This is a genomic window from Pyxidicoccus xibeiensis (assembly GCF_024198175.1).
Taxonomy (GTDB): domain Bacteria; phylum Myxococcota; class Myxococcia; order Myxococcales; family Myxococcaceae; genus Myxococcus; species Myxococcus xibeiensis.
Window position 1 is genome coordinate 1 of the sequence record NZ_JAJVKV010000025.1, and the last position, 25,574, is coordinate 25,574.

General features: G+C 69.1%; 21 protein-coding genes and 1 tRNA gene. All 22 read left to right on the forward strand.

Annotated features, from left to right (window positions below; translation table 11 throughout):
- On the forward strand, positions 1-197 hold a 197-nt coding region (locus LXT23_RS47080; protein WP_456107037.1), incomplete at its 5' end, for an EF-Tu C-terminal domain-related protein.
- A 102-nt stretch (positions 198-299) separates the two neighbouring features.
- The gene (gene rpmG, locus LXT23_RS47085; protein ID WP_011553120.1) at positions 300-464 is read left to right on the forward strand and encodes a 50S ribosomal protein L33; all 165 of its coding nucleotides are present in this window, start codon (positions 300-302) and stop codon (positions 462-464) included.
- A 20-nt stretch (positions 465-484) separates the two neighbouring features.
- A tRNA-Trp gene (locus LXT23_RS47090) sits at positions 485-560 on the forward strand.
- A 101-nt stretch (positions 561-661) separates the two neighbouring features.
- On the forward strand, positions 662-1,105 hold the full coding sequence (gene secE / locus LXT23_RS47095; RefSeq protein WP_253987100.1) for a preprotein translocase subunit SecE: 444 nt from the start codon (positions 662-664) through the stop codon (positions 1,103-1,105).
- Complete coding sequence (gene nusG / locus LXT23_RS47100) at positions 1,105-1,647, forward strand: transcription termination/antitermination protein NusG (RefSeq protein WP_164016741.1); 543 nt, start codon at positions 1,105-1,107, stop codon at positions 1,645-1,647. The genes secE and nusG overlap by 1 nt, the downstream gene beginning before the upstream one ends.
- 148 nt (positions 1,648-1,795) lie before the next feature.
- Complete coding sequence (gene rplK / locus LXT23_RS47105) at positions 1,796-2,242, forward strand: 50S ribosomal protein L11 (RefSeq protein ID WP_253987101.1); 447 nt, start codon at positions 1,796-1,798, stop codon at positions 2,240-2,242.
- 36 nt (positions 2,243-2,278) lie between these two features.
- Complete coding sequence (gene rplA / locus LXT23_RS47110) at positions 2,279-2,992, forward strand: 50S ribosomal protein L1 (protein ID WP_253987102.1); 714 nt, start codon at positions 2,279-2,281, stop codon at positions 2,990-2,992.
- A gap of 389 nt (positions 2,993-3,381) precedes the next feature.
- On the forward strand, positions 3,382-3,903 hold the full coding sequence (rplJ, locus tag LXT23_RS47115) for a 50S ribosomal protein L10 (protein WP_253987103.1): 522 nt from the start codon (positions 3,382-3,384) through the stop codon (positions 3,901-3,903).
- Positions 3,904-4,005: 102 nt separating this feature from the next.
- Positions 4,006-4,377, forward strand: coding sequence for a 50S ribosomal protein L7/L12 (gene rplL, locus LXT23_RS47120; RefSeq protein WP_253987104.1), 372 nt, complete (start codon positions 4,006-4,008; stop codon positions 4,375-4,377).
- A 177-nt stretch (positions 4,378-4,554) separates the two neighbouring features.
- The gene (gene rpoB / locus LXT23_RS47125; RefSeq protein WP_253987105.1) at positions 4,555-8,781 is read left to right on the forward strand and encodes a DNA-directed RNA polymerase subunit beta; all 4,227 of its coding nucleotides are present in this window, start codon (positions 4,555-4,557) and stop codon (positions 8,779-8,781) included.
- Between the two features lie 140 nt (positions 8,782-8,921).
- On the forward strand, positions 8,922-13,133 hold the full coding sequence (gene rpoC / locus LXT23_RS47130) for a DNA-directed RNA polymerase subunit beta' (RefSeq protein WP_253987106.1): 4,212 nt from the start codon (positions 8,922-8,924) through the stop codon (positions 13,131-13,133).
- A gap of 210 nt (positions 13,134-13,343) precedes the next feature.
- Positions 13,344-13,862, forward strand: a complete 519-nt coding sequence (locus tag LXT23_RS47135) for a hypothetical protein (RefSeq protein WP_253987107.1) — start codon at positions 13,344-13,346, stop codon at positions 13,860-13,862.
- 179 nt (positions 13,863-14,041) lie between these two features.
- Entirely contained in the window at positions 14,042-14,392 is a 351-nt protein-coding gene (locus tag LXT23_RS47140; RefSeq protein WP_253987108.1) for a phasin family protein, read from the forward strand.
- Positions 14,389-15,129, forward strand: coding sequence for a lytic transglycosylase domain-containing protein (locus tag LXT23_RS47145; protein ID WP_253987109.1), 741 nt, complete (start codon positions 14,389-14,391; stop codon positions 15,127-15,129). Before LXT23_RS47140 ends, LXT23_RS47145 begins: the two co-directional genes overlap by 4 nt.
- A gap of 127 nt (positions 15,130-15,256) precedes the next feature.
- A complete protein-coding gene (locus LXT23_RS47150; RefSeq protein WP_253987110.1) occupies positions 15,257-15,985 on the forward strand; it encodes a hypothetical protein in 729 nt (242 codons plus the stop codon).
- A gap of 34 nt (positions 15,986-16,019) precedes the next feature.
- Entirely contained in the window at positions 16,020-16,484 is a 465-nt protein-coding gene (locus LXT23_RS47155; RefSeq protein WP_253987111.1) for a social motility and stimulation tgl protein, read from the forward strand.
- A 38-nt stretch (positions 16,485-16,522) separates the two neighbouring features.
- Positions 16,523-17,284 carry a social motility TPR repeat lipoprotein Tgl gene (tgl, locus tag LXT23_RS47160; RefSeq protein ID WP_253987112.1) on the forward strand — a complete coding sequence of 254 codons (762 nt, stop codon included), beginning with the start codon at positions 16,523-16,525 and terminating at the stop codon, positions 17,282-17,284.
- Positions 17,285-17,307: 23 nt separating this feature from the next.
- A complete protein-coding gene (locus tag LXT23_RS47165; RefSeq protein WP_253987113.1) occupies positions 17,308-17,694 on the forward strand; it encodes a helix-turn-helix domain-containing protein in 387 nt (128 codons plus the stop codon).
- Between the two features lie 9 nt (positions 17,695-17,703).
- Positions 17,704-18,438 carry a DNA repair protein RecO gene (recO, locus tag LXT23_RS47170; RefSeq protein ID WP_253987114.1) on the forward strand — a complete coding sequence of 245 codons (735 nt, stop codon included), beginning with the start codon at positions 17,704-17,706 and terminating at the stop codon, positions 18,436-18,438.
- A gap of 45 nt (positions 18,439-18,483) precedes the next feature.
- The gene (locus tag LXT23_RS47175; RefSeq protein WP_253987115.1) at positions 18,484-19,485 is read left to right on the forward strand and encodes a carbohydrate kinase family protein; all 1,002 of its coding nucleotides are present in this window, start codon (positions 18,484-18,486) and stop codon (positions 19,483-19,485) included.
- 211 nt (positions 19,486-19,696) lie between these two features.
- Positions 19,697-21,565 carry an OPT family oligopeptide transporter gene (locus LXT23_RS47180; protein WP_253987116.1) on the forward strand — a complete coding sequence of 623 codons (1,869 nt, stop codon included), beginning with the start codon at positions 19,697-19,699 and terminating at the stop codon, positions 21,563-21,565.
- Positions 21,566-21,580: 15 nt separating this feature from the next.
- Entirely contained in the window at positions 21,581-25,498 is a 3,918-nt protein-coding gene (locus tag LXT23_RS47185; protein ID WP_253987117.1) for a serine/threonine-protein kinase, read from the forward strand.
- Positions 25,499-25,574 lie beyond the last annotated feature (76 nt).

Sequence of the window (25,574 nt, forward strand, 5' to 3'; positions counted from 1 at the left end):
AGTTCTACTTCCGCACCACGGACGTGACGGGCACGGTGAAGCTGCCGGACAACGTCGAGATGGTGATGCCGGGCGACAACATCGCCATCGAGGTGGAGCTCATCACCCCGGTGGCCATGGAGAAGGAACTCCGTTTCGCCGTCCGCGAGGGTGGCCGTACGGTTGGCGCCGGCGTCGTGGCCGAGATCATCGAGTAACTTGCCTGGGCGGCCTTCGGGTTGCCAGGCTCAACATTCCCGATTCCGAGGGGAGGGCTCCTTCGTGGTAGCCTTCCCCTCTCGTATCTGGTGAGGTAGGTCATGCCGAAGGGCAATCGTTCCATCATTTCGCTTGAGTGCACCGTGTGCAAGGAGCGGAACTACACGACCACGAAGAACAAGCGGAAGAGCCAGGACAAGCTCGAGCTGAGCAAGTTCTGCCCTCGGTGCCGCAAGCATCAGGACCACAAGGAAGGCAAGGTCTAGGTCTGTAGTTCCAGGGTTCTAGGCCAGTAGCTCCAACGGTAGAGCAGCGGTCTCCAAATCCGCGTGTTGGGGGTTCGAATCCCTCCTGGCCTGCCAACTCTCAGTGGGAGCGGGGCCCCCGGTACCTGGAGGTACCGGGGGTTCCTGTGTTTTCGCTGTCCCACATTTTCGCATCCGTAGTACCCCCGTGAGGCACCATGGCGACGGCATCAGAGGCCAGCCAGCAGGCTAACCGTTCGGCGATCGACCCGAAGCGGCTCGTGGTCATCTTCTATCTCCTCGCCGGCATCATCCTGGCCCTCTTCATGGAGCGGGTCTTCGGGGTGCTGTGGGCGCGGTTCGGCTGGAGCGACCCGGTCCTCATCGACGGCCTGGACTGGAAGGTGTCCACGCTGGTGGGCTACCTGCTCGCCGTGGGACTGGCCCTGGCGACCTATCTCCACCCGCGCACCCACTCGCTCTCCATCGAAGTGGCCTCGGAGATGATGAAGGTCACCTGGCCTACCTGGCAGGAGACCCGGACGTCGACCATGGCCGTGGTCGTCGCCTCGCTCGTCGCCGCGGTGCTGCTCTTCTTCATCGATACCGTCGCCTACAACTTGATGGTGGAGTGGCTGCCGGCCGTGTGGGGGAAGCTGTAATGGCGATGAAATGGTACGTGGTCCATACCTACTCGAACTTCGAGAACCAGGCGAAGAAGAGCCTGGAGGAGAAGGTTCGTCTCGAGGGCCTCCAGGACCAGTTCGGCGAAATCCTGATTCCCATGGAACAGGTCGTCGAGATGGTGAAGGGCGAGAAGAAGACCTCCCGCCGCAAGTTCTTCCCCGGCTACATCTTCGTGCAGATGGAGCTGAACGACCGGACGCTCCACCTGGTGAAGAACACGCCGAAGATCACCGGCTTCCCGGGCACGGCGCAGCACCAGAATCCGCTGCCCATCTCCGACCAGGAGGTGGCCCGGCTGACCTCGCAGATCTCCGAGGGCACGCTCAAGCCCAAGCCCAAGGTGCAGTTCGACGAGGGTGACACGGTGCGCGTCATCGACGGCCCGTTCGCCAACTTCAACGGCACGGTGGAGGAGGTCAACGCGGAGAAGGGCCGGGTGAAGGTGCTCGTGAGCATCTTCGGCCGCGCCACCCCCGTGGAGCTGGACTTCATGCAGGTGGAGAAGACCACCGGCTAGTCCGTTGTTCTTTCGCCGTGCGCTCCTGTAAAGGGGTGCGCGGCGTTCGTGTATTCCGGGCTCGACATGGGCCCGGACCCATGGGTGGGAGGGCCTCCCCGTCTGGCGGCCCGTCGGAACCACCCCCTCGAAAGGCAGTCGTCAGCCGATGAAGAAGGTCACAGGACAGGTCAAGCTGCAGATTCCCGCCGGCAAGGCGAACCCCGCTCCGCCGATCGGCCCCGCGCTCGGTCAGCAGGGCGTGAACATCATGGAGTTCTGCAAGCAGTTCAACGCGAAGACGCAGGCCGAGGCCAAGGAAGGGCTCATCATCCCGGTGATCATCACCGTGTATGCCGACCGCTCCTTCACCTTCATCCTGAAGACGCCGCCGGCCGCCATCCTCATCAAGAAGGCGGCGGGGCTGCACACCGAGAAGAAGAAGGGTTCGGGCGCGAAGAAGCCGGGCAAGGAGAAGGTCGGGCAGATCACCCGCGCCCAGCTCGAGGACATCGCGAAGAAGAAGATCCAGGACACCACCGCCGCGTCGCTCGAGGCCTGCATGAACACCATTGCCGGCACCGCGCGCTCCATGGGCATTGACGTCGTCGGCTAGGCCGCCGCCCACCCACTCACGACAAGGATTTCTGTCATGGCTCAGAATGGGAAGAAGTTCCGTGCGGCCTCCGCCCTGGTGGACCGCGAGAAGCGCTATCCGATCTCCGAGGGCTTCGCCCTCCTGAAGAAGACGGTGGAGGCACGCGCCTCCAAGTACGACCAGACGGTGGATGTCGCCATCAACCTGGGCGTGGACCCGAAGCACGCGGACCAGATGGTCCGTGGCGCCGTGGTGCTCCCGCACGGCACCGGCGCCACCGTGCGCGTGGCCGTGTTCGCCAAGGGCGAGCGCGCGACGGAGGCCAGCAACGCCGGCGCGGACATCGTCGGCGCCGAGGACCTCCAGAAGCGCATCGAGGAGGGCTTCCTCGACTTCGACACCGTCATCGCCACCCCGGACATGATGGGTGTCGTCGGTCGCCTCGGTAAGGTGCTCGGCCCCCGCGGCCTGATGCCGAACCCGAAGGTCGGCACCGTCACCATGGACGTCGCCAAGGCCATCCGCGACGCCAAGGGCGGTAAGGTCGACTTCCGCGCCGAGAAGGCCGGCATCGTCCACGCGAAGATGGGCAAGTCCTCCTTCGAGACGGACAAGCTCGAGGCCAACTTCAACGCGCTGGTGGACCTGGTGATGAAGCTCAAGCCGGCCACCGCCAAGGGCGTCTACCTGAAGGGCATCGCCATCTCGACGACCATGGGGCCGGGCATCAAGCTCGACACCACGGAAATCCTGGCGCGCCACCGGTAGGCCTCCCCGGGGGGCAGGCGGGTGTGGCACCCCTGAGGGGGGCGTCAGGCCCGTCGCCTGCCGGACGTCACAGGTTCGAAAGTTCTGGATATTTGCTGAAGCCGGGGGTATAGGCCCCCGGCTTTGCAATTGGAGCGCCACGTCGCGAGACGGGGTGTTCCGACCTGGTTCATGACAGCAGGGACCAGGGGAAGAGGGGACGTGTCCCGTTGGGAACCGGGCAACCGGTCGGGCCGTTCTTTCAACCCCGGGTTCAAACGACCGTAAGGTCAGCCCTGCCGAGACTGAGGGTGCGGTGTGGTGCCTCTCGGAGGCTCCTCTCGCTCTGCCACTTTGGCCCAGGCATCACGCCCGTCGGAAACGGCGGGCCAGTAAGGAGGTGAGTCAAAGTGCTGAAGAGCGAGAAGGAAGAGATGATCAAGGAGCTCCACGAGAAGTTCGCGCGGACCAAGTCGGCCGTCGTCGCCGAGTTCTCCAAGGTGGACGTGGAGACGGTGACGAAGCTGCGCAAGAAGTTCCGTGAGGGCGGCGTCGAGTACAGGGTCATCAAGAACACGCTGGCGCGCCGTGCGGCGCAGGGCACGTCCGTGTCGGTCATCGCTGATGACTTCACGGGTCCCGTGGCCCTGTGCATCAGCTACGGCGATGTGGTGGCCCCGGCGAAGATCCTGACCGAGTTCACGAAGGACCTCGAGGACAAGATCAAGATCCGCGCCGCCGTCGTCGAAGGCCGCAAGGTCGACGTCAACGGTGTGAAGGCCCTGGCGAAGCTGCCGGGTCTGCCGGAGCTCCGGGCGCAGCTGCTGGGCATGCTGAACCAGCCCGCAGGCAAGCTGGTCCGGACGATTGCCGCCCCGGGTTCCCAGCTCGCGCGGGTCCTCCAGGCCCACGCGGACAAGTCCCAGGGGTAGTTTCCCTGATTCATCCGAGAAGCATTGCTTTCCAAACCCCTTCGGCCGCACCTCCCCAGAGGGGAAGTCGGCCGTTAGTCGATACCAGAAGGACACAGTTCAATGGCTGACCTGAATGCGATCGTTGACCAGCTCTCCTCGCTGACCGTCATGGAGGCGGCGGAGCTGGTGAAGCAGCTCGAGTCCAAGTGGGGCGTCTCCGCCGCCGCTGTTGCCGTGGCCGCTGGCCCGGCCGCCGCCGCCGCCGCTCCCGCCGAGGAGAAGACGGAGTTCACGGTGGTGCTGGCCAACGCCGGCGCCAACAAGATCAACGTCATCAAGGAGATCCGCGCCATCACCGGCCTGGGCCTGAAGGAGGCCAAGGACCTGGTCGAGGGCGCCCCGAAGAACGTCAAGGAAGGCGTCAACAAGGACGACGCCAAGAAGATCAAGGACCAGCTCACCGCGGCTGGCGCCACCGTCGAAGTCAAGTAACGCCTACAGGGGCTGCCCGGTTTTCCGGGAATTTACAGGCAGCCACCTGACCGGATGAGCAGGCCGGCGCTCCCAGCGAGGGGGTGCCGGCTTTGCCCATTTGACAGTTACAAATTTCCCGGCGCCGCCGCGCGTTACTGAAGTTTGCCCGCCCGAGCAGTCGTCACCGGAGCCAGAATGCCGACGCAGATCCAGAACAATTTCCGCGTGCGGAAGACCTTCGCGAAGATCGCGAAGATCATCGACATTCCCAATCTTATCAACATCCAGAAGCAGTCTTACGAGAAGTTCCTCCAGGCGGACATCGCCCCTGAGAAGCGTGAGGATCTCGGCCTTCAGGGTGTCTTCAAGTCGGTCTTCCCCATCCGCGACTTCAACGAGACGTCGTCGCTGGAGTTCGTCAGCTACCACCTGGAGCGTCCGAAGTACGACGTCGATGAGTGCCACCAGCGTGGCATGACCTACTCGGCACCCATCAAGGTCGTCGTCCGCCTGGTCGTGTGGGACAAGGACGAGGAGACGGGCGCCCAGTCCATCCGTGACGTGAAGGAGCAGGAGGTCTACTTCGGGGAAATCCCGCTGATGACCCAGAACGGCACCTTCATCATCAACGGCACGGAGCGCGTGGTCGTCAGCCAGCTGCACCGCAGCCCGGGTGCCTTCTTCGACCACGACAAGGGCAAGAGCCACTCGTCCGGCAAGCTGCTCTACAACGCCCGCATCATCCCCTACCGCGGTTCGTGGATCGACTTCGAGTTCGACCACAAGGACCTGCTGTACGTGCGCATCGACCGGCGCCGCAAGCTGCCGGCCACCGTGCTCATCCGCGCCCTGGGCGCCGTCAGCGACACCGCGAAGAAGAACCCGCTCGAGTTCAAGGGCTCCACCGAGGAGATCCTCAACTACTACTACGCGACGGAGACCATCTACCTCCAGAGCGCGCAGGACTTCGAGAAGAGCGTCGAGCTGGAGCTGCTGCCCGGCCAGCGCGCCACCCGTGACATCAAGACGAAGACGGGCGAGCTCATCGTCAAGAAGAACCGCAAGTTCACCCGCGCCGCCATCAAGAAGCTCGAAGCGGCGAAGATGAAGACGCTGCCCATCGACGCGGACGAGCTCTTCACCAAGGTGTCCGCCTACGACGTGGTGGACGAGAACACCGGCGAGGTCATCCTCGAGTGCAACGAGGAGGTCTCCCAGGACAAGGTCGACGAGCTCCTCAAGCGCGGCATCAAGGAGTTCAAGGTCCTCTTCATCGACAACCTCAACGTGGGTCCCTACCTGCGTGAGACGCTCATGCTGGACAAGCTCGAGACGCCCGAGCAGTCCATCATGGAGATCTACCGCCGTCTGCGTCCTGGCGATCCGCCGACGCCCGAGACGGCCATCAACCTGTTCACCAACCTGTTCTTCAACCCCGAGCGCTACGACCTGTCCAAGGTCGGCCGCCTCAAGCTGAACTTCAAGTTCGGCCTCGAGGAGCCGCTCGACGGGCAGATCCTCACGAAGCGGGACATCCTCGAGGTGATCCGCTACCTGATCGACCTGAAGAACGGCAAGGGGACCATCGACGACATCGACCACCTGGGCAACCGCCGCGTCCGCGCGGTGGGCGAGCTGCTGGAGAACCAGTACCGCATCGGCCTAGTGCGCATGGAGCGGGCGATCAAGGAGCGCATGAGCCTCCAGGAGATCGAGACGCTCATGCCGCACGACCTCATCAACGCCAAGCCCGTCACGGCGGTCATCAAGGAGTTCTTCGGGTCCAGCCAGCTGTCGCAGTTCATGGACCAGACGAACCCCCTGTCCGAGGTCACCCACAAGCGGCGCCTGTCCGCCCTCGGGCCCGGCGGCCTCACCCGCGAGCGCGCGGGCTTCGAGGTGCGCGACGTGCACCCGACGCACTACGGCCGCATCTGCCCGATTGAGACGCCGGAAGGCCCGAACATCGGCCTCATCGCGTCGCTGTCCACCTACGCGCGCGTCAACGAGTTCGGCTTCGTGGAGACGCCGTACCGCAAGGTGGAAGCGGGCATCGTGACGACGGACGTGGCCTTCTACTCGGCGCTCGAGGAGGAGAAGCACACCATCGCCCAGGCGAACGCCGAGACGGACAAGAAGGGCAAGTTCGCCAACGCGCTGGTGTCCAGCCGCCGCGGGGGTGAGTTCGTCCAGGCTCGCGCCGAGGACGTGGACCTGATGGACGTGTCCCCGAACCAGCTGGTGTCGGTGGCCGCGTCGCTCATCCCGTTCCTGGAGAACGACGACGCCAACCGCGCGCTCATGGGCTCCAACATGCAGCGCCAGGCGGTGCCCCTGCTGCGCACCGCGGCCCCGCTGGTGGGCACGGGCATCGAGGCCATCGTCGCGCGCGACTCCGGCGTGACGTGCGTGGCGCGCCGCGACGGCACGGTGGAGAGCGTGGACGCCGGCCGCATCGTGGTGAAGGCGGACGTGCCGGCCAGCCTGAGCGACGTGACGAGCGAGGTCGACATCTACAACCTGCTCAAGTACCAGCGCTCCAACCAGAACACCTGCCTCAACCAGAAGCCCATCGTCAGCAAGGGCGACAAGGTGAGGAAGGGTGACGTCATCGCCGACGGCCCGGCCACCGAGACGGGTGAGCTGGCGCTGGGGCAGAACGTGGTCGTCGCGTTCATGCCGTGGCAGGGCTACAACTTCGAGGACTCCATCCTCATCAGCGAGCGCATCCTCAAGGACGACGTCTTCACGTCGATCCACATCGAGGAGTTCGAGTGCATCGCGCGCGACACCAAGCTGGGCAAGGAGGAGATCACCCGCGACATCCCGAACGTGGGTGAGGAGGCCCTCAAGGACCTCGACGAGAGCGGCATCATCCGCATCGGCGCCGAGGTGAAGCCCGGCGACGTGCTGGTGGGCAAGATCACCCCGAAGGGCGAGACGCAGCTGTCTCCCGAAGAGAAGCTGCTGCGCGCCATCTTCGGCGAGAAGGCCGGCGACGTGCGTGACAGCTCCCTGCGCGTGCCGCCGGGCGTGGTGGGCACCGTCATCAACGCCAAGGTGTTCAGCCGCAAGGGCGTGGAGAAGGACGAGCGCGCCAAGCAGATCGAGTCGATGGAGGAGGCCAAGCTCCTCAAGGACCAGAACGACGAGATCAAGGTCCTCCAGGACAGCGCCTTCGGCCGCATCCGCGCGCTGCTGCGCGGCAAGGAGGCCCAGGGCAAGCTCGTGGACGACAAGGGGAAGATCCTCCTGAAGAAGGGGGACATCCTCAACGACGAGCTGCTGGCCACGGTGCCCTACAAGTACTGGGGTGAGATCTCCGTGGGCGACGCCATCGACGCCCGCCTGCGCGACATCCTCCGCAACCTGGAGGAGACGAAGGAGGCCGTGAAGCTCGCCTTCGGCGAGAAGATTGCCCGCATCAAGAAGGGCGACGAGCTGCCGCCGGGCGTCATCAAGATGGTGAAGGTGTACGTCGCCATCAAGCGCAAGCTGGCCGTGGGCGACAAGATGGCCGGCCGCCACGGAAACAAGGGCGTCGTGTCCCGCATCCTCCCCGAGGAGGACATGCCGTACCTGGAGGACGGGCGTCCGGTGGACATCGTCCTCAACCCCCTCGGCGTTCCCAGCCGCATGAACATCGGGCAGATCCTCGAGACGCACCTGGGCTGGGCGGCCAAGGGCACCGGCGAGGCGCTCCAGCAGTACGTGGAGGCCAACTGGAGCTCCGCGGCCATCAAGGAGCGGCTCAAGGTCATCTACGACGACCCGAAGTTCGGCGAGTTCCTCGACAGCCTCACCGACGAGGAGATCGTCCAGCTGTGCCGCCGCTCCAAGCGCGGCATCCACGTGGCCACGCCGGTGTTCGACGGCGCCCACGAGCTGGAGATCCACAAGCTGCTGGACGAGGGCCACCTGCCGCGCACCGGCCAGATGGTGCTCTTCGACGGGCGCACCGGTGAGCCGTTCGACCAGAACGTCACCGTGGGCGTCATGTACATGCTGAAGCTGCACCACCTGGTGGACGAGAAGATCCACGCCCGGTCGATTGGACCCTACTCGCTCGTCACGCAGCAGCCCCTGGGCGGCAAGGCCCAGTTCGGCGGCCAGCGTCTGGGCGAGATGGAAGTCTGGGCGATGGAGGCCTACGGCGCGGCGTACACGCTGCAGGAGTTCCTCACCGTCAAGTCGGACGACGTGGTGGGCCGCACGCGCATGTACGAGGCCATCGTCAAGGGCGACAACGTCCTGGAGAGCGGCCTGCCCGAGTCGTTCAACGTGCTGCTCAAGGAGCTCCAGTCCCTGGCGCTCGACGTGGAGCTGCTGGAGAGCGCTCCGCCGGAGCGGCAGCGCAGCTTCGGAGGCGACTTCCTCGGCGGCGGTGACGGCGAGGAGCGCAAGACGGGGACCGAGGCCTGATTTAGCCGGAGCGCCCGCCTGACCGGCCGCCCGCCTCCCCTGGCTCGCAAGAGAGGGGAGGGCGCGGCCGGGTCCGGGGCGGGGGCCCGAATCAGCTGGCAGCCCCAATGGGGGCGGCCCAACGAGATTTCGGAGGCAACGTGAAGGACATTTTCAACTTCTTCGAGAAGCCCAAGGACCCGCTGTCGTTCAACGCCATCCGCATCGCGCTGGCGTCGCCCGACAAGATCCGCCAGTGGTCCCATGGCGAGGTGAAGAAGCCCGAGACGATCAACTACCGCACGTTCAAGCCCGAGCGTGACGGCCTGTTCTGCGCCCGCATCTTCGGGCCCGTGAAGGACTACGAGTGCAACTGCGGCAAGTACAAGCGCATGAAGCACCGTGGCGTGGTGTGCGAGAAGTGCGGCGTGGAGGTCATCCAGTCCAAGGTGCGCCGTGAGCGCCTGGGCCACATCACCCTGGCCACGCCCGTGGCCCACATCTGGTTCCTCAAGTCGCTGCCGAGCCGCATCGGCAACCTGCTCGACATCACCCTGAAGGAGCTGGAGAAGGTCCTCTACTGCGAGAGCTACATCGTCCTCGACCCGAAGGCGACGCCGCTGCAGAAGGGCGAGCTCATCAGCGAGGAGAAGATGCACCGGCTCTTCCAGGAGCACGGTGAGGACTCCTTCACCACGGGCATGGGCGGCGAGGCCGTCCGCGAGATGCTCAAGTCGCTGGACGTGGAGAAGCTCTCCGAGGAGCTCCGCAAGGACATGCGGGAGACCTCCAGCGAGGCGAAGCGGAAGAAGTACGCCAAGCGCCTGAAGGTGGCCGAGGCGTTCCGCGTCTCCGGCAACAAGCCCGAGTGGATGATGCTGGACGTGATTCCGGTGATTCCGCCGGACCTGCGTCCCCTCGTGCCCCTGGACGGCGGCCGCTTCGCGACCTCCGACCTGAACGACCTGTACCGCCGCGTCATCAACCGCAACAACCGCCTCAAGCGCCTCCAGGAGCTCAACGCTCCGGACATCATCATCCGCAACGAGAAGCGGATGCTGCAGGAGGCCGTGGACGCGCTGTTCGACAACGGCCGCCGCGGGAAGACGATTACGGGCCCCAACAAGCGGCCGCTCAAGTCGCTCTCCGACATGCTCAAGGGCAAGCAGGGCCGGTTCCGTCAGAACCTGCTCGGCAAGCGCGTGGACTACTCGGGCCGCTCCGTCATCGTCGTGGGTCCCGAGCTGCGCCTGCACCAGTGCGGCCTGCCGAAGATCATGGCGCTCGAGCTGTTCAAGCCGTTCATCTACAACAAGCTCGAAGAGAAGGGCTACGTCACCACCATCAAGTCCGCGAAGAAGATGGTGGAGAAGGAGCGTCCCGAGGTCTGGGACATCCTCGAGGACGTCATCCGCGAGCACCCGGTGCTCCTCAACCGCGCGCCCACGCTGCACCGCCTGGGCATGCAGGCCTTCGAGCCCGTGCTGATTGAAGGCAAGGCCATCCAGCTGCACCCGCTGGTGTGCGCCGCCTTCAACGCCGACTTCGACGGCGACCAGATGGCCGTGCACGTGCCGCTCTCCATCGAGGCTCAGATGGAGGCCCGCGTGCTGATGATGTCGACGAACAACATCCTCAGCCCCGCGAACGGCAAGCCCATCATCGTCCCGACGCAGGACATGGTGCTCGGCATCTACTACATGACCCGCGCCCGCGAGTTCGCCAACGGCGAGGGCCGCATCTTCTCGTCCCCGGACGAGGTGCGCGCCGCGTATGACCACGGCGAGGTGCACCTGCAGGCCAAGGTCGTCTGCCGCATCGACGGCAAGCGCAAGGAGACCACCGTCGGCCGCGTCCTGCTCTGGGAGGTGGTGCCGCGCCGCGTGGGCTTCGACGCCATCAACAAGGTGCTCGACAAGAAGTCGCTCGGCGGCCTCATCGACCTCTGCTACCGCCTCACCGGCGAGAAGGAGACGGTGCTGCTCGCGGACCGCATCCGCAGCCTCGGCTACACCAACGCGACGCGCGCCGGTATCTCCATCGCGCTGAAGGACATGATCATCCCCGCGAAGAAGCAGGAGTTCCTGGACTTCGCGCGGAAGGAAGTGTCCGAGATCGAGAACCAGTACCTCGAGGGCCTCATCACCGATGGTGAGCGCTACAACAAGGTCATCGATATCTGGGCCGAGGTGACGGAGAAGGTCGCGCAGGAGATGATGCAGCAGATCTCCGGCGAGGAGACGACGGGCGACCGCGACGGGAAGAAGGAGACGCGCAAGCAGCCGTCCTTCAACCCCATCTACATCATGGCCGACTCGGGCGCGCGTGGTAGCGCCCAGCAGATCCGCCAGCTGGCGGGTATGCGCGGCCTGATGGCGAAGCCGTCCGGCGAAATCATCGAGACGCCCATCACGGCCAACTTCCGTGAAGGCCTCTCCGTGCTCCAGTACTTCATCTCCACGCACGGCGCCCGCAAGGGTCTGGCGGACACGGCGCTCAAGACGGCCAACTCCGGCTACCTCACCCGCCGTCTCGTCGACGTGGCGCAGGACGCCATCATCAACGAGTACGACTGCGGCACCATGGACGGCCTGTTCATCGGCGCCCTGGTGGAGGGCGGCGAAATCATCGAGCCGCTCGGCGAGCGCATCCTCGGCCGCGTGGCCCTGGACGACATCCTCGACCCCGTCACCGGCGACGTGCTGGTGCGCGCGAACGAGGAGATCGACGAGGAGCGCGTCCGGAAGATCGAGAACAGCGGTCTGGACAAGGTGAAGATCCGCTCGGTGCTCACGTGCCAGGCCAAGCGCGGCATCTGCGTGGAGTGCTACGGCCGTGACCTGGCCCGCGGCCGCAAGGTGTCCGTGGGTGAGGCGGTCGGCGTCATCGCGGCGCAGTCCATCGGCGAGCCGGGTACCCAGCTCACGATGCGCACCTTCCACATCGGTGGTGCGGCGACGCGGCGCGCGGAGCAGTCCAGCCTGGAGAACCGCTACGCGGGTACCGTGAAGTTCGCGGCCCTCAGCACCGTGCAGAAGACGGACGGCACGCTGGTGGCCATGAACCGCAACGGCGAGCTCGTCGTGGTGGACGACTCGGGCCGCGAGCGCGAGCGCTACCAGGTCATCTACGGCGCCCGCATCCTCGTGAAGGAGACCCAGCGCATCGAGGCTGGCACGCTCCTGGCCGAGTGGGACCCGTTCGCCATTCCGCTGCTCACCGAGGTCGGTGGTGTCGTGCGGTACGAGGACATCATCGAAGGCGTGACCATGTCCGAGACGCTGGACGAGGTCACCGGCCTGTCGCGCAAGACGGTCATCGAGTCCAAGGACCCGGAGGCGCGCCCGCGCGTCACCATCCGCGATGCCAATGGCAACGTGAAGGACCTGCCCAGCTCCCGCAACCCGGCGAGCTACTTCCTGCCGCAGGGCTCCATCATCACCGTCAACGACGGTGATGAAATCCACCCGGGCGAGGTCATCGCCAAGGTGCCGCGCGAGACGACGAAGACCAAGGACATCACGGGCGGTCTGCCCCGCGTGGCCGAGCTCTTCGAGGCGCGCAAGCCGAAGGACGCGGCGGCGATTGCCGAAATCGACGGCGTGGTGTCGTTCGGCAAGGACACCAAGGGCAAGCGCAAGCTCATCATCACCCCCGAGGTGAATGGCGAGCAGCGCACCGACCTGGCCAAGGAGTACCTCATCTCCAAGGGCAAGAACATCAGCGTCCACTCCGGCGACCGCGTGAAGGCCGGCGAGGCGATGATGGACGGCGCGGCCAACCCGCACGACATCCTCAAGGTGCTCGGCGAGAAGGAGCTGGCCCGCTACCTGGTGGACGAGGTGCAGGAGGTCTACCGGCTCCAGGGCGTGAAGATCAACGACAAGCACATCGAGACCATCGTCCGGCAGATGCTGCGCCGGGTGCGCGTCACCGATGTGGGCGACACCAACTTCCTCGTCGACGAGCAGGTCGAGAAGTGGGTGTTCGAGGAGGAGAACGAGAAGGTCATGGCCGAGGGCAAGCGTCCCGCCGTGGGCGAGCCGCTGCTGCTCGGCATCACCAAGGCGTCGCTCTCCACCGAGTCGTTCATCTCGGCGTCCTCCTTCCAGGAGACCACCAAGGTGCTCACCGAGGCCGCCATCAACGGCAAGGTGGACTACCTGCGCGGCCTCAAGGAGAACGTCATCATGGGCCGGCTCATCCCCGCCGGCACGGGCCTGCCGAACTACAAGCACCTCGACATCGAGGTGGAGAGCCCGACCGACGAGGTCAACGAGATGGAGGCCGCCCTGGCCGCCACTCATGGCGACGGCCCCCTCTCCCCGCCGCCCTCCCGCCCGGAAGGCACCCAGACGACCGGCGCGGCCTGAGTTCCGCACCGGCCCCCGTCCGGGCCTGACGCTGTAGCCAGCCGCCGCCTCCGGTGACTTCACCGGGGCGGCGGTTTGCTTTTGTCCGGTTATCCGCGTTTCTGTACTCCAGTTGGCTTGACCGGCATGGCGCGCTGCGTTATCAGTGGACGACTGACGACGTGACGCAGTTGGCTACCGCCCGGCAGCGCCGGGAAAAGGGGAAATGCGATGAGCGCGAAGAACGAGACCCAGGGCACGAAGGCGGACACCACCGAGCAGGTCGAGGCCAGCAAGGCCGAGACGGCGACCGAGGCCGGCAAGAACGGGCTGGCGCAGAACGTCGAAGTCTTCCTGAAGACCCAGCTGGCCCAGGCGCAGAAGCGCATCGAGGAGCTGGAGGGTGAGGCCCAGAAGGTGGTGAAGACGCTGGAGAGCCGCGGCCAGGAGGCGGCGAAGGAGGCCCAGGCGCTGTGGGGCAAGCTGCAGGCCGGAGAGCTGCTGGCGGACCCGCGGGTGAAGGAGCTGGGCAAGAAGGTGGACGCGGCGGGCACCGAGCTGCGCAAGCGGCTGGACGCCGTGCAGACGAAGGTCGTCGAGGCGGTGGGCGTCGCCAGCCAGGCGCAGCTCAAGGACCTCAACAAGGAGCTGGCGAAGCTGTCCCGCAAGGTGGACGCGCTGCTCAAGCCCGTGCGCCGGGTGAGCGGCTCCAAGCCGGCCAGCAGCAACTCGTCGTCGCCCCGCGCCTGAAGTGCGAGGCGGTAGCAGGTAGTTGACGGAGCGTGTCACCTTCCCTTTCCACGAGTGGACTCGTGGAGGGGGGAGGGGCTCGCCGTCGTTCCCTTCACGTCGGGGGTGTGCTTACTTCGGTCGTCCCTCGACCTTTCCGGGCCTGGCGGCCCGGCGGCATACCCTCCCGGAGAGACTTCATGGACAGCAAGCCCGAGGCCCCCCGAGAGAAGCACCCCGTCGCGGAGACGTTCGAGCGTCTCTGGAGCCAGGCCCTGCTGGCGGTGAACACGGCGGAGGAGGAAGCCTCCCGCGCCGTGCAGCGCGTCGCCGCGGTGGCGGGCTGGAGCCAGGAGGAAGTGAAGCGCCAGGCGCGGGAGTTCACCGAGCGGCTGGCGGGCCACCGCAAGGACCTGGAGCACAACGTGGAGGAGCGCGTGCGCTTGGCCCTGACGCGGCTGAAGCTGCCCCGCCGTGAGGAGCTGGCCTCGTTCGGCACCCGGTTGGATCGGCTCGCCGAGCGCATCCAGGAGCTGGAGCAGCGCAAGTGAAGGTCCCCGCCCCCACGGGCGGGAGGTCCTTCGGTACGCGTCTCTTCGAGCATCTCCACGCCCTCAGCTCCGGCTGCTCCCGGCTCCCGCTCCTGGCGGGGGTCGCGCTCGTCATGTCCGCGCGGCTGGTGCCGCTGCTGGACCAGCGCCCCGCGCAGCCGGTGGTGCCGGAGGTGGTGGCGGCGGAGCATACGTCCCCCGAGGCGGCCCTCATCGACGCGGTGCTGGCACGGCGGGCCCCGGACCTGGGCCTCACCCTGCGCCGGCAGCTCGGTCAGGCCATCGCGGAGGAGGCCCGGAGCACGGGGTATGATCCGCTGCTGATCCTGGCCATCATCGACGTGGAGTCGGACTTCGAGGAGGAGGCCGTCTCCGAGAAGGGCGCGCGGGGGCTGATGCAGATCAAGCCCAGCACGCTCCACTTCCTGGCGGAGAAGCAGGGCCTGCGCCTGTCCCGCGAGGAGGTGACGGCGGACCCCGCACTCTGCGTGCGGCTGGGCATCCGCTACCTGCACAACCTCCAGGAGCGCTTCGGGGGGGACCTGGAGCTGGCCCTGATGGCCTACAACGCCGGCCCCACCCGCATCCGCAACGCGATGAAGCAGGGGGAGCTGGAGCGGTTCCGGCGCTACCCTCGCGCGGTGAAGCGGGACTTCCGGCGTTTCCGCGAGGGTCACGGCCTGGGGGGCGACTGGGCGCTGGCCAAGCGCGAGGTGCCTCCCGAGCCGGTCCCCTGAACGCCGGGTGAATCTCCAGGCGGCTCGGCCGCTCCAACCGGGGACACGCGCGCCTTGTCCCGTCCCCCGGGGTGCGCTAAGCGTTGCAAGTGCCCGGGACTGTTGGAGATTCCCAGGAGAGACCCGCATGAATCGCCTCACTTCGAGCGCCGCTCTCGCCGCCATGCTGGCCCTGGTCCCCGTCGGGGCCCTCGCCGGCTCCGTCTTCCTCAATGGCGTGAAGATCGACGGCGTCACCAACCAGAAGTTCGAGAAGGCCACCGTCCGCATCGACGAGGCCGGCAACATCCACATCGATGCACCCGGCTATGCGGCGCGGGTCTCCACGGTGACGCCGTCCGCGGCGGCCCCGGTGGCGGCTCCCACGCAGGCCCCCACGGCCCAGGCGCCCGTTGCGCAGGCCCCGGCCGCCGCGCCCGTGGCGGGGGCTCCGGCGGCGCCCGTCGCGCAGGCCCCGGCTCCGGGCGCTCCGGCCCAGGCGCCCGCGGTGCCGGGGCGCATCACCCAGCGTTACTGGCTGGTGACGGAGCAGACGGTGCCGGGGATGACGGACTACGACATCGACGTCTTCGTCAACTCCACGTGGCTCCGGAAGCTGCGGGGCAACGAGGACCAGGTGGTCGCCGACATCACGCGTCACCTTCACCCCGGGGCGAACACGGTGACGCTGATTGCCCGGAAGCTGGTGGGCGGAAGCCGGCGCAGCAATTCGCCCAACCACGTGTTCCGGGTCATCATCGGCGAGGGCAACGAGGGCGGGGGCAATGTGATGATCGACAACCCCCTCATCCGCTTCCAGACGACGGCGGCGGACTCGCAGGACGCCACGAAGGAATTCACCCTCACCACGCGCTGACGGGGCGGGGGCCTGGGGTAACGGAGAGAAGACCGTGTTCAACCTCGACGAGCGCTACCGCGGCCTGCCGGCCACCCGGGAGCAGATCCTCGCGCTGCACACCTCCCTCAACACGCCGCACGTGGCCATCCCCGGCAAGCAGGCCGGGCCGGCGCAGGCGTTCGTGGTGGGCATCCGCGGAGGGCAGGGCGCGGCTGTCTTCGTGTATCTCTACCTGGCCGAGGCGGAGGACTGCGCGGTGTACCTCTCCGGCCGTCGCAACATGACGGCGGACGAGTACCGCGAGGACGAGGGCGACGCCCTGGCCTTCGTGGAGTCGCTCGGGTTCATGATGGACGACGCCAACTGGCGCGCCGCGCCCCCCGCGCAGCAGGACGAGTGGCTCAAGGCGCTGCCCGTGTTCTTCAAGGACCCGAAGCTCGTGCCCGCCGTGGTGGCGCGCGCCGAGGAGAAGAAGAACGTCACCACCACCCTCGGCCGCTTCCTGGCCGCCTTCTGAGTCGCCGTCGCACCTTCCTCCCGCCGAGAACCGCCCCCATGTCCCGCCTTGCCTCCGCGTCCTGCTCGCTCGTGCTCCTGCTGATGTCCGCCGGCTGTGCCCACACTCCGTCGGAGAAGGAGAAACGCAGCGCGGAGATCCACTACGACCTGGCCCTCCAGGCGCAGCAGCACGGCCACATGCAGGACGCGCTGCAGGAGCTGCAGAAGTCACTCGAGAACGACCCGGACTACCCGGAGGCCCACAATGCGATGGGCATCCTGCTGCACCTGGCCTTCCGCCGTCCGGACGAGGCCGTGAAGCACTACGAGCACGCCCTCAAGGTCCGTCCCACGTTCTCCGAGGCGCGCACCAACCTGGCCAACGTGCACCTGGACCAGGGCCGCTATGACGAGGCCATCAAGCTGTACGAGCTGGTCCTCAACGACATGCTCTACCCGACGCCCTACATCGCGCAGAGCAACCTGGGCTGGGCGCTGTACAAGAAGGGCGAGACGGAGCGCGCGCTGCAGAGCCTCAAGGCGTCCGTCACGACGAACCCCGGCTTCTGCCTGGGTTACCGCAACCTGGGAATCATCTACGACGAGACGGGCCGCCTGGACGACGCGTGCCGGCAGTTCACCCGTTTCCGGGAGAACTGCGCGAATGTGGCGGAGGCGTACATGCGCGAGGGCGTGTGCCAGGCGAAGCTGGGCCAGGTGGACGCGGCGAAGCAGGCCTTCGAGAGCTGCGAGGCCAAAGCGAAGCCTGCTGAACATGCCCTGAAGGATGACTGCCGGAGGTTGCTGGAAAAGCTCTAGCCGGTTGGCTATCTGGACGCACCGTGGACCACGTCGAATTCGGCAAATACCTCAGCCAGCAGAGAGAGCTCCGGGGGCTCTCGCGCGATGACGTCGCGCGGGAGACGAAGATTCCCCCCACCCTCGTCGCGGCGCTGGAGGCCGGGCAGGTGGAGCGGCTGCCCTCGCGCATCTTCGTGGTGAACTACATCAAGGCGTATGCGCAGGTCATCGGCATGTCTCCCGAAGAGGCCGTGCTGCGCTACGAAGAGGTGGACAAGTCGGTGCCGGCGCCCTCGCCGGTGCAGCTCGAGCGGGAGCGGCGCAAGCGGGCCTACGTGGGGTTGTCCGTGCTGCTGGTGGCCCTGCTGCTGGGCGTGTACCTGTTCCTCGTGCTGAGCGGGAAGCTTCCCTCGCCGCTCGCGGGTTGAATCCTCCTCATGGAGCGTTACGACGACGACGCGCTCGTGCTCTCGACGATGGACTACGGCGAGTCCGACCGGCTCGTCACCCTGTTGACGCGCGAGCATGGGAAGCTGACGGCCTTCGCTGCTGGAGCCCGCAAGAGCAAGCGGCGCTTCGCCGGCGCGCTGGAGCCGTTCATGCGGCTGCGCGTGAGCATCGTCGAGACGCGGGGCTCCACCGTCCGGATGGACTCGGCGGACATCCTCGCGGGCTACTACGGCGCGCGCGAGGACCTGTCCCTCATTGCCCGGGCGCTGTACGCGGTGGAGCTGTGCCGGGAGCTGACGCGCGAGCACGAGCCGCACCCGGAGCTGTTCCTGCTGCTGACGGAGTACCTGGAGCGGCTGGACGCGAAGGAGGCCGGGCCCACGTCGCTGCTGGCCTTCGAGCTGTCGGCGCTGGCACACGCGGGGCTGATGCCGCGCTTCGACACGTGCTCGCTGTGTGGTGGGGCGCCGGGCGAGCGGCCCCGCTTCGACCAGGCCCACGGCGGCGCGGTGTGCGAGCCCTGCGGCGGCCGCGCACGTGAGTCGGTGGCGGTGCCGGTGGCGCTGCTGTCCGGCCTGCGCGCGCTGCAGGAGGGGCACCGCACGCCGCTGCCCGCAGACCTCCGTGCGCGGGCGCGGGGGCTGCTGAACGTCTTCATCTCGCACCACCTGGGCCGGCGCCTCAAGAGCGTGGACTTCATGGCCCAGGTCGGCCTGGACTGACGGCGCACGCGGGCCCGTCGCGGCCGGCCCCATGGAAGGAGCGTCATGACGGAGTCCCCGCTGGACGTGGTGTGCTTCGGCGAGACGCTGGTGGACTTCCTGCCGTCGGCGCCGGGGCAGCGCGTGCGTGACGTGCCCGCGTGGCATCCGTGCACGGGCGGCTCGCCCGCCAACGTCGCGGTGGGCGTGGCACGGCTGGGGCTGCGCTCGGCGATGGTGGGCGTGGTGGGCGCGGACGAGTTCGGCCACTTCCTGCGCGAGCGCCTGGCGGCGGAAGGGGTGGACGTGAGCCACCTGCGGCAGACCGCCGAGGCCCGCACCGGGCTGGTGTTCATCTCGCTGGATGCGCGCGGCGAGCGGACGTTCACCTTCTTCCGGACGCGCTCGGCGGAGTTCCTCCTGGGCGAGGCCGACGTGGACCCGGGCTTCCTGCTGCGGGCGAAGGTGGTGCACTGCGGCTCCAACTCGCTGCACCGGCAGGAGGCGCGCGACGCCACCGTGCGGATGCTGGAGCTGGCGCGCGGCGCGGACCGCATCGTGAGCTGTGACCCCAACCTGCGCCTGCACGCGTGGGAGGACCCGAGCGCGCTGAAGGGGCTGCTGGCGCGCATGCTGCCGCTGTGCACCGTGGTGAAGCTCTCCGAGGAGGAGCTGGGCTACGTCACGGAGACGCAGGTGCCGGAGGAAGCGCTGGCGCGGCTCTCCGCCATGGGCGTGCTCCTGCCGGTGGTGACGCTGGGCGAGCGGGGTGCGGTGCTGCTGTGGAAGGGCGAGCGCGTCCACGTGCCCGCGCCACGCGTGCCGGTGGTGGACACCACCGGCGCGGGAGACGGCTTCGTGGCCGGCATGCTGCACGGGCTGGCGCGGTGGTACGGCGGCGCTCGGGCCCTGTCGGAGAACGCCACGCGGGAGGAGCTCGCGGCCCTGGCCACCTTCGCGTGCGAGGTGGGCGCCCGGGTGGTGGGGCGGCTCGGCGCGGTGGAGGGACTGCCGCGCGTGGAGGAACTGGCCGCGGTGCTTCCCCAGCGGCCGCCCACGTCCCGGTGAGGGAGGCGGGCGGCTCCGAGTCGCGGGACTACTCGGGGGTGACGCGCGCGAGGACGCTGTCTGCGTGGCAGTATCGGAGGCCCACCATGTCCTGACGGCATCGCCTCCTCGGCGGGGTGTTGGGTGCGCTCCCGGAGGGTGGGCAGGGTGCCGACCGGCTGGACGGGGAGGGGGCTCGTACCCGGGGGGCGCGGAGTGGAAGGATGGGCCCATGGCCGCCGCCCAGCCCGCCCCAAGCCCCACTCCCCAGGATGCGGCCCCGACGCCCGCCTCCCTGTCGCTGCTGAGCATCCCCGGCGACACGCCCGAGGACGCGGATAGCTACTGGCTGCGCGAGGTGTACCAGGGCGACCGGCTCCCCCAGTTCACCGTGCGCGCCGTGCTGATGGGCAGCGTCATCGGCGCCATCACCTGCGCCACCAACCTCTACGCCGGGCTGAAGACGTCCATGGCCTTCCCCGTCGCCATCACCGCCGCGCTGCTGGCGCACGCGACGCACGGGGCCCTGCGCCGCGTCGCTCCCGGTGTCTCGGGCACGCCGCTGTCTCCCCTGGAGACGTGCAGCGCGCAGGCCGTGGCCTCCTCCGCCGGTTATGCCACGGGAGGCGCCCTCGTCTCCGTGCAGGGCGCGTGGCTGCTCACCACCGGGAGCCACCCTCCGGGTTGGGCGCTGCTGGCGTGGACCTTCCTGCTGTCAGCGCTCGGCGTCTTCTTCGCCGTGCCCTTGAAGCGCCGGCTCGTGGACCACGAGCAGCTTCCCTTTGCCACCGGCACCGCCGCCGCCGCCACCATTCGCGCGCTGCACGCCACCGGCAGCGAGGCCCGGCCGCGCCTGCGCATGCTCGGCCTGGGCGGGCTCGTGGCAGGACTCGTCACCGCCACCCGCGAGGGACTCGGGCGCCTTCCGTACGCCTTTCCCTTTCCCGGGGCGCTCGGCGGCATGCCCCTGGAGCGCCTGGGCTTCGCGCTGGAGACGAGCCTGCTTCCCGTGGGCGCGGGCGCGCTGCTCGGGCTCCGCCTCACCGCCTCTTGGTTGCTGGGCGCGGTGCTCATCCACGGCCTCGTCGCGCCGCGCGTGTTCGCCGCCGGGCTCGTCCCCGCCGAGGGAAGCTACGTGGACTTCCTCGGGTGGAGCCTCTGGCCCGGGGCCGCCGCGCTCACCACCGCCTCGCTGCTGCACTTCGCGCTGCAGGGCCGCGTGCTGGGCCGCGCGCTGCGGGGGCTCGTCTCACGCCGCGCTTCACCGCCCCACCCGGTGGACGCATTGCAGGTGCCGCGGCGCTGGCTGCTCGCGGGACTGGCCGTGCTGACTCCGGCCACCCTCGCCGTTGCGCACGTGGGCTTCGGCGTGTCCGTGCCTCACGCCGCGCTCGCGGTGGCGCTCTCCTTCGTCCTCTGCCTCATCGCCTGCCGCGTCACCGGTGAGACGGATGCCAACCCCGTGGGGGCGCTCGGGCAGGTGACGCAGGTCTCCTTCGGCGTGCTGCTGCCTCGCAACGTCACGGCCAACATCGCCACCTCCGGCATCACCGTCAACGCGGCCTCCTCCGCCGCGGACCTCCTCAGTGACCTGAAGACGGGACACCTGCTCGGCGCCAACCCGCGGCGACTGTTCCTCGCGCAGCTGTTCGGCTCCGCGGTGGGGGCCGCCGCCGTGGTGCCGCTCTTCTATCTCCTCGTGCCGGACAGCTCCGCCCTGGGCGGGGAGCGCTTCCCCGCGCCCGCCGCCGCCATCACCGCCGGCATGGCGAAGGTGCTGTCCGCGGGGCTCTCCACCCTGGAGCCCGCCACCCGTGCCGCCGTGGGATGGGCTGCCCTGGTCGCCGCCGTGCTCACGCTGGCGGAGCGCCTGCTGCCGGAGCGGGCCCGCCGGTGGGTACCGTCCCCTCTGGGCCTGGGCCTGGCCTGCCTGCTGCCCGCGTCCACTGCGCTCGGACTCTTCCTCGGTGCGCTGGGCGCGGCGGTGGCGAGGCGCCTGCGGCCGGACTCGGAGGGCCGGGTGGTGACGCTGGCCGCCGGCCTCATCGCCGGGGAGGGCCTGGTGGGGGTGGCCATCGTCCTGGGGCAGGCGCTCTGGTAACGTCGGTGTCCTCCCATGCGCTGTCCGGTCTGCCACCGCCGCCTCGCCACCGGCGCGGCGTGTCCCGTGCATACCCAGCGGCCCCAGCCTGGCCCCGACGTCGAGCCGCCAGTGCTCCCGGAGGTGCCCGGGTGGAGCCGTGCGGCCCTGCTCGGCACGGGGGGCTTCTCCCATGTCTTCACCGCGTACCGCGAGGAGGATGGGCGCGAGGCGGCTCTCAAGGTGGGGCTCGGTGCCCACCACGAGCGCTTCGCCCGCGAGGCCGCCGCGCTGCGGCGCGTGGGCCCGCCCACCACGCCTGAGCTGCTCCAGCATGGCATCGCCCGAGGCCACCCCTTCCTCGTGCTGGAGCGCCTGCATGGGCAGACCCTCGCCGCGTGGATGGCCTCGCTCCCGGGCACCGGGGCCGCTTCCGTGCCTCGCGTGCGCGAGCTGCTCAGCGGCCTGTGCGCCTCCGTGGAGCGCGTCCACGCCGCGGGCCTGGCCCATCGCGACCTCAAGCCGGAGAACGTCTTCTTGCGCGAGGGCGGCGCGCTCAGCCTGCTCGACCTCGGCCTCGCGCGCTTTCTGGGGGAGTCCGGTGATGGGCCGGCGCCGGCGGCTCCGGGCTTCACCCCCGTGGGACAGCGGCTGGGCACGACGCTCTACATGGCACCTGAGCAGTGCCTCGATGCGAGCGAGGCAGGGACGGCCGCGGACATCTACGCGCTCGGCATCCTCCTCTTCGAGCTGCTCACCGGCGCACCGCCCTTCACCGGGGGCTCGGAGGAGATCCGCCACGCGCATGTGAGTCTCCGTCCCCCGCGGGTGTCGGAGCGCGCGAGCCTGCCGGCGGCGCTCGACGACGTGTTGCTGCGGTGCCTGGCCAAGTCGCCCACGGAGCGCTTCGCGCGGGCCGCCGACGTGCTCACGGCGTTCGATGCTGCGTGCCTTCAGGAGGCGCCATCGCCGAGGCACGCCGCCGTGGCCTCGGTGGTCGTGTCGTCGGGCCCAGGTGTCAGGCCCGTGGCCCTGCTCGGTGTCCGCGCGGCGCTGCCGGTGGACGCGCTGCTGGCGGCCATCGAGCCTCACGGCGGCACGCTCGCGCGCGTCCGCGCGGAGGGCTACATCGTTGCCTTCTCAGAGTCGCTCTCCGCCGAGGCGAACCTGCGGGCGGCCGCGCACGTTGCACGGCGACTCATGGAAGAGGGGACCCCCGCCACCGCCCCATCCGCCGAGCAGGGCCTTCGCTCGGGGACACCCGTTGCACGCAGGGGCATGGAGGAGCGAAGCGCGGCCACCATCCTCCATGTCACCGAGCTGTACGTGTATCCCGGTGTCACCACCACGCGTGTCGCGGGCGCCGCACTCGAGTCGCCGGAGAGCTGGTGGCCTGGAGACCTCTCGCCGGGCGAGGCCCGCGTCACCGCCGAGGCCGCCGCGCGCCTGGGCGCGGGAGCCATCGAGCCCGCTGCCGAAGGCGCACGCCTGCGGCTCCACGACGGAGGCAGCTCCACGTCCTCGTCCGAGCCCCCTCCGCTGTCGGGCCGCGAGGAGGTGCTGGAGACGCTGCGCGCGGAGGCGGCCCGGTGCCTCGGCGAGGGCATTCCCGGCCTGTGCGTCCTCACCGGCGAGGTGGGGCACGGCAAGTCCCGCCTCCTGGAGGCGCTGGCCCTCCAACTGGAGCTGGAGGGGCGGGCCCACGTCGTGCGCCTGCGCGCGCCTGCTCCTGATGCCGTCTCCCACGAGTCCCTCCTGGACGCGCTGAAGGCCGCCGCCACGGGCATTCCGTCCCCCGCGCCTCCAGGCCGGGAGGGCCCGGCTCCGGTACCACTCCCCCTCGCCGATGCGCGTCACGCCGCCGCGCGTGTCGTGGCGGAGGGGCTGCGCCTGCGTGCCCGCGCGCTGCCCCTGGTGCTGCTGGTGGATGACGGGCACCTCGCGGACCCCACGAGCCTGGACGCGCTGGAGGTGGCCACACTGGCTGGAGCGCGGGCGCCGCTCTGGGTGTGCCTCGCCGCGCGCCCCGCGCTGCTGGGCCTGCGTCCCCACCTGGGCGAGCGCAGCGCCCGCGTCACCCGCCATGCGCTGCCTCCGCTACCCCCCGAGGCGACGCGCTCGCTCCTCCTGCGCCTGCTTCGTCCCGCCGAGCACATCCCCGAGCCGGTGCTCGCGCGCCTGGAGCAGCTCGCCCAGGGCGTGCCCCTGTCGCTGGTGGAGCTGGCCGGCGCACTCCGGGCCGCGGGCGCGCTTCGCGCTGCTCCGGGCGGCGGCTGGTACATCGCGCCGGACGCGCTGCTGGACGTGTCCGTCACGCCCCTCTTCGAGCGCCTCGCCACGCGCGCCCTCGCCGGACTGCCCGAGGCGCACCGGGTCCTGGCACAGCTGTGCGCGGTGCTCGGCACGGAGGTGGACGTGGCCCGGGTGGATGCGGCGCTGCGGCACCTGGACTCCAGCGAGGCGTCGGAGCGCGTGGCCTCGCTGGACGCGGGGGCCGGGCTCCAGCGCCTGGCGCGCTCGGGGCTGCTGCGGCCGGCAGGCCCCGGCCACTTCAGCTTCCGACACCCGCTGCTGCGTGAGGCGCTGGAGGCCCAGCTTCCACCGCCCACGCGCCGCGCCCTGCACGCCGCCGCGCTCCGGGCCACCCCCCTCGAAGGTCGGGCGGAGCGCCGCCGGCGCGCGCACCACGCCGCGGCCTGTGGCGCCCATGCGGAGGCCACCGCCACCTTCCTCGCGCTCGCCGAGGACGCCCGCCGCGCCCACCTCTCCGTGGAAGCCGAGCAGCACTACACGCGCGCGCTCTCGCTGCTGCCCGAGAGCGATGACGCACGTCGGGCGCTCGCGCTGGCGGGACGGGGGCGGGTGCGGCACCGCCTCCAGCGCTTCCGCGAGGGCCTGGCGGACCTGTCCGCCGCGCGCGCGCTGGCCGAGGCGCGGGGCGACGTGGCCCTGACGGTGGACCTGCTCCTGGAAGAGGCCACCGCGCGCGACTGGATGGAGGACACGGAGGGCTCGGAGGAGCGCACGCGCGAGGCGCTGGAGCGCATCGAGCACCTGGACGACCCGCGCCTGTCCCTGCGCTGCACCCTGGCCCGAGGGCGGCTGCACGTGCGCCAGGGCGAGTGGGCGGCCGCGGCCCGCGTCCTCGCGTCAGCGGTGGAGGGCGGGGAGCGGGCAAGAGACCATGAGACGCGCGTGGTGGCCGGGGCCCTGCTGGGCTCGGCGCTGACGTTCCTCGACCGGACGGAGGAGGCCGCCTCGTGCTTCGACGAGGCCATGAGCCTGTGCGAGCAGGCCGGCGACGCGCTCCACCTGGCCGCCACCCTCATCAACCGCGTGCTGCTGTGGCTGCGGCTGGGAGACGTGGCGCGCATGGAAGACGACCTGCGCCGCGCCATGGCCCTGGGCCGCGAGCTGGGTCATGCCCAGGTGGAGCGCTGGTCCAGCTTCAACCTCGCGGAGGTGCTCTACATGCAGGGCCGCCTGGAAGAGGCCCTGCCGCTGGCCCGCCGCGTCCACGAGCTGGGCCTCCGCTTCTTCCGCGAGCACCCGGTGCCCGTGGATGCCCTGCTCCTCGCCCGCATCGGCGCGGCGCTGGGGGACCTGGCCGAGGCCGGCCGGCAGCTCCGGTGGATTGAGTCCCACTGTCCGCCGGAGTCGCTGCCCCCCACCGCCGTCATGCGGCGGCTGGTGGAGCTTCAGGTGCGCGACGCCGAGGCGGACGGCGCGGCCTGGGACTCGCAAGCGTGGGACGCATTGGCGGAGGAGGCGGACCCGTACGCCTCGCCCGACGAGAAGGCGGAGCTCTTCCTCCAGGCCGCCCGGGGCGCCCTCCACGCCGCGCGCACGGACGCAGCCCGGGCCTGGTTGGCACGGGCCGAGCTGGCCGTGGAAGGGGCTCCCTTGTGGCGCCCGCGCCTGGAGGCCCTCAGGGCCGCCCTGTGCGCCGTGTAGCGCGCGAGGTCACAACGCGGCGAATCTGTGACCTTTCACGCTACAAGGCCCGAGGGCTGAAGACGGCTATCCTCGC

Coding starts and splice junctions, on each gene's coding strand:
- rpmG (WP_011553120.1), top strand. CDS start 300: ATGCCGAAGGGCAATCGTTCCATCATTTCGCTTGAGTGCACCGTGTGC.
- secE (WP_253987100.1), top strand. CDS start 662: ATGGCGACGGCATCAGAGGCCAGCCAGCAGGCTAACCGTTCGGCGATC.
- nusG (WP_164016741.1), top strand. CDS start 1,105: ATGGCGATGAAATGGTACGTGGTCCATACCTACTCGAACTTCGAGAAC.
- rplK (WP_253987101.1), top strand. CDS start 1,796: ATGAAGAAGGTCACAGGACAGGTCAAGCTGCAGATTCCCGCCGGCAAG.
- rplA (WP_253987102.1), top strand. CDS start 2,279: ATGGCTCAGAATGGGAAGAAGTTCCGTGCGGCCTCCGCCCTGGTGGAC.
- rplL (WP_253987104.1), top strand. CDS start 4,006: ATGGCTGACCTGAATGCGATCGTTGACCAGCTCTCCTCGCTGACCGTC.
- rpoB (WP_253987105.1), top strand. CDS start 4,555: ATGCCGACGCAGATCCAGAACAATTTCCGCGTGCGGAAGACCTTCGCG.
- LXT23_RS47135 (WP_253987107.1), top strand. CDS start 13,344: ATGAGCGCGAAGAACGAGACCCAGGGCACGAAGGCGGACACCACCGAG.
- LXT23_RS47140 (WP_253987108.1), top strand. CDS start 14,042: ATGGACAGCAAGCCCGAGGCCCCCCGAGAGAAGCACCCCGTCGCGGAG.
- LXT23_RS47150 (WP_253987110.1), top strand. CDS start 15,257: ATGAATCGCCTCACTTCGAGCGCCGCTCTCGCCGCCATGCTGGCCCTG.
- tgl (WP_253987112.1), top strand. CDS start 16,523: ATGTCCCGCCTTGCCTCCGCGTCCTGCTCGCTCGTGCTCCTGCTGATG.
- recO (WP_253987114.1), top strand. CDS start 17,704: ATGGAGCGTTACGACGACGACGCGCTCGTGCTCTCGACGATGGACTAC.
- LXT23_RS47175 (WP_253987115.1), top strand. CDS start 18,484: ATGACGGAGTCCCCGCTGGACGTGGTGTGCTTCGGCGAGACGCTGGTG.
- LXT23_RS47180 (WP_253987116.1), top strand. CDS start 19,697: ATGGCCGCCGCCCAGCCCGCCCCAAGCCCCACTCCCCAGGATGCGGCC.
- LXT23_RS47185 (WP_253987117.1), top strand. CDS start 21,581: ATGCGCTGTCCGGTCTGCCACCGCCGCCTCGCCACCGGCGCGGCGTGT.